The sequence below is a fragment of the Luteitalea sp. genome (genome assembly GCF_044337415.1).
GTDB lineage: Bacteria > Acidobacteriota > Vicinamibacteria > Vicinamibacterales > Vicinamibacteraceae > Luteitalea.
Genome location: NZ_JBIINP010000302.1, coordinates 1 through 3,943 on the forward strand (window position 1 = coordinate 1; position 3,943 = coordinate 3,943).

The window sequence follows — 3,943 nt, forward strand, 5'->3', positions numbered from 1 at the left end:
CGGGACACACCCACGACGGCGCCGCGTCCGGCCAGCGGACCTGCCAGGCGGGATCCGACGTAGCCATCTGCCCCGGTCAACAGGATGACATCGCCCATGTGTGCCTCGGCGCCTCCCTGCGCCCACTGGTCACGTGCCGACGGGGCTCACTCCGGAGTCCCGCTCTGCCCCCTGAAGCAATCTCCGTGCTCAGTGCAGCATGTCCCGGCTACTCGTCATTTCTTCGGCAACAGGCGAGTCTTTCTTGAGGGCGATGCTCCCGATGGCCCCGCCGGGCGTCGGGCCACCGTCGGCGTCAGGGCCCCAGCGACGGCCAGCCGACAGCCCTCGGCCCTCGAGGCCACTGCCGTCGCCGCGCCGCCCGACGCCATCCCGATGCTGATGGCGCGAAGGATACATCAGGGGATCGTCGCCGCCTCAGGCACGGACGACATAGGCCGGCGCCAGCGCGTACGGCATCCTCCGCAGTCGCTCGGGCCGGCCCTCCAACCAGGCATCGATGGCCCGGGTGGCGCCCGGGAAGATGCCGTAGTCGTCGAGGACGATGATGCCGCCCGGGACGACGAGCGGCGCCAGGTGGGTCATCACGGTCTCGGTGGGCTCGAAGACGTCGACGTCGACGTGCAGCAGCGCGAGCCGCAGTTCCGGATGCGCGCCGACGTACTCGGGGACCGTGGTGCAGATGTCGCCCGGCACCAGCGTGACGTTGGACTCGCAGCGCTTGTGGGCGAGCACGCCACGCAGCTGCTCGACGGAGATGCTCTCGCTTCCCGCGCTGGCGATGAAGCGCTCGCGGGGCGCCTGGTCAGCGGCAAAGCCCGTCTCGGGAAATGCGCCGAAGGTGTCGAACCCGATCAGCGGACGCGTGCCCTCTGATTCGAACAGGTGGCGCGCCATCGCGAGGCGCGCGAAGGAGGCGCCCTTGAAGATGCCGCACTCGACGATCGCCCCGGGCACTTGCGCCGCCTGGCGGTACAGCTCCATGTGCGCCAGCATCTTGCCGAGCCGGCCTGGGGCGCACGTCAGGTAGAACGCATTCTCGTGCGCATAGGCCGTGTCCGGAGACGGCAGGTCATCGAGCATGGCTGGCAGGATAGTCGGAAACGCCCCAGACCCCGAGAGGCGGCGCGACGCCCCGGGCGGCCAGGTCGAGCCGCATGGCCGCCTCATACGCATGAGTGGCCAGAATCACCGCGTCCACCGTCAGCCCCGCGAGCGCGTCGGGGCCAAGGACGGGCACCGCCTCCTCGGTGTATCCGTGCGTGGCGGGATCGCGATCGACCACAGCCACCACCGTGACATCACAGGCCGCCAGGAACTCGCGCATGCGGTGACCGACGACGCCGGCGCCGTAGAGAGCGACCCGCCGGACGCCTGCCCTGCGGACCTCCGCAGCGAGGCCAGCCTCGAGGTACGCCTGCGTCGACAGCGTCGAGGACCTGGCGCCGCTTCGCACCTCGCGCGTGACGTAGTCGGCCAGCAGCGGCGCCGTCGCGCGAAGATAGCGATCCAGACGCCGGGGCAGCGGCTCGGGCGCGGCCTGAGGCAGCCGGAACCGACCGAGAAACGTCGCGAGATCGGCGGCCCCGCGCGGCAGGGGTACGCCTGGGACTGCGTACAACGTGTGCGCGGCCAGGAAGCCGACGAGGCGACGACCCGCGTCGAGGCGATCGGCCCATCCCTCTCGCGCCAGCGCCTGCCTGACGACAGCGCGGAGATCCTGGCCGCCGAACTCGTAGGCCACGCCGGCGCCCCACAAGGGTCCACGCGACAGCGTCAGCACCGGCCGCTCCGCGAGGACCGCCTCGAGTTGTGTGCGGGTGCCCCCCACCACGGCGATGACATCCGAGGTGGCGACGAGGTCCGAGATCGAGTCGGAGAGCGCCGCCTCGACACGCGTGGACGAGGCGCAGTAGCGCCGCCCCTCGACGTCGGCCTGGTGCGGGCGCGCCCTCAAGCGCACGCCAGCCGGCAGGGCGTCGGCGAGGGCGTCGCACGCCTCGCCGAACGACGAGAACCATGGGGACGCCAGCTGAATCATGCGCGACTGGCGCGGCTGGAGGTTGAAGCCCGGACAGGAACCGAGCAACGTGACCACGGGAGCGCGCGAGGCATCACGCGGCTGCGGCGCCGGCTCGCCGGCATCCAGGCCCGCGTGCACGCGCAGGGCCGCCAGCATGTCGGGGTGCGGCATGTGATCTGCCAGGGCGCTTGGAAGCGCAGGGTGGCTGATGATGTCGGCGCCGAAGCCGACGTCGTGGCTCTCGAGGGTCAGCGTGCCGGGCAGGAACCCCCGCTCGATGCCGAAGGCGGGCACTTCCCGCCAGCGCGCGTCGTGCAACAGGAGTCGGCTCTGCGGAAACGGCGGCGCCCACGCCAGGACGACATCGGGCTGGAGGTGGTCGAGCAGCGCGTCGACGAGCCCCTGCGCCGAGGCCATCTCGCTGAGCCCGGGCGCGGGCGCTGGGGGATGCGTCGGCGAGTGGAAGGCCCAGTCCACCTCGAGGAGGTCGGCCCAGTGCGCCCGAGGGACGGGCGGCGCGACGGCCGTGTACTCGCCAATGGCGTAGGGAATCGGCAGGACCGGAGGCCAGTGCGCGCCGGGCGGCGGCGCGTGTGGCGACAGGATGACCAGCGACTGCCCCTGTGCCTCGAGGTCGCGGGCCAGCGCCTCCCAGAACGGCCAGAGCCCCTCGACGAAGCGCAGGAACTGCACGACGACGCAGATACCGGCACCGCTCGTCGTCATGTCGTCGCCGCTGGACTCGGTCCACACAGGGACACTTGTCGGCACCCGTGGGGTCGGACTCCAGTGACCCTGCCGGACTTACGGAGTGATCGGGTACGCCGCCGCGACCGCGAGTTCCCTCCCCCCCGAGTTCCAGGAGCCCTTGGCGCGCACGGCCACCTGATAGCTCATGTTGGCAGGGCTCGGCGACCACGCGAACGTGGCGGTGGACGACCAGGAGCCCGCATCGACCCACGACGTCCCGTTGAAGACCACGAACTGGTAGAGGTACGGCCCCTCCCCACCCGAGGCGGATGCCGTCCAGGTGATGGTGGCGCCGACCGCCCGCGGGGCGGCCAGGTTCGGCGTGAGGGTGATCGCCGTCACGACGGGCTTGATGACGAAGGCCTGCGCCACGGCCATCTCGCGTGCCCCGGAGTTCCACGAGCCCCGTGCACGGACCGCGATCTGGTAGTTGGCATTGGCGACCGTTGGCCGCCAGGTGAACGTGTTGACGGTGGTCCACGCCGACACGTCCTGCCAGGTGGTCCCGTTGAACAGGACGAACTGGTACTGATACGGCGCCTGCCCGCCGCTTGCCGTGGCGGTCCACGTGATCGTCGCGCCAGCGCCCTGCGGCGACGCGACGCTCGGTGTGAGCGTGAGGCCGGTGACCAGCGGCATGATCGGGTAGGCCTGGGCAACGGCCCTCTCCCGGGCACCACTGCTCCACGCGCTCCTGGCCCGCACCGCGACCTGGTAGTTGGCGTTGGCGCTGGTCGGCGTCCACTGCCAGGTGGCCGTGGTGGACCACGACGTGGCATCCACCCACGTGGTGCCGTTGAAGACGACGAACTGGTACTGGTAGGGCGCGACGCCCCCGCTGGCGCTGGCTGTCCAGGTGATGCTGGTATTCGGCGCGCGTGGCGCAGCGACACTTGGCGTCAGCGTCAGGCCCGTCACCACGGGCTTGATCGCAAAAGCCTGCGCCGTCGCCAACTCCCTGGACCCGCTGTTCCAGGCGCTCCGCGCGCGGACCGCCACCTGGTACCCGTCGTTGGCCGTGCCCGGCGTCCACGCGTAGGTATTGGTGGTGGACCACGGCCCGACGTCGACCCAGCTCGTGCCGTTGAAGAGCACGAACTGATACTGGTAGGGCGGCTGGCCGCCGCTCGCGCTGGCCGTCCACACGACGGGCGTGCCGACACCCTGCGG

Annotated in this window: 3 protein-coding genes; all 3 read right to left on the minus strand. The window is 71.1% G+C overall.

The window, feature by feature from the left end; all coding sequences use genetic code 11:
- Nucleotides 1-417: 417 nt before the first annotated feature.
- Nucleotides 418-1,083, minus strand: coding sequence for a TylF/MycF/NovP-related O-methyltransferase (locus ACIRDX_RS21315; RefSeq protein ID WP_396627445.1), 666 nt, complete (start codon nucleotides 1,081-1,083; stop codon nucleotides 418-420).
- Nucleotides 1,073-2,776, minus strand: coding sequence for a hypothetical protein (locus ACIRDX_RS21320; protein WP_396627446.1), 1,704 nt, complete (start codon nucleotides 2,774-2,776; stop codon nucleotides 1,073-1,075). The genes ACIRDX_RS21315 and ACIRDX_RS21320 overlap by 11 nt, the downstream gene beginning before the upstream one ends.
- Nucleotides 2,777-2,827: 51 nt before the next feature.
- The coding region (locus ACIRDX_RS21325; protein ID WP_396627447.1) for a hypothetical protein at nucleotides 2,828-3,943 on the minus strand (1,116 nt) is incomplete at its 5' end.

Bases quoted from the DNA above. Each gene is read 5' to 3' on its own strand.
- ACIRDX_RS21315 (WP_396627445.1), bottom strand. From the start codon at position 1,083: ATGCTCGATGACCTGCCGTCTCCGGACACGGCCTATGCGCACGAGAAT.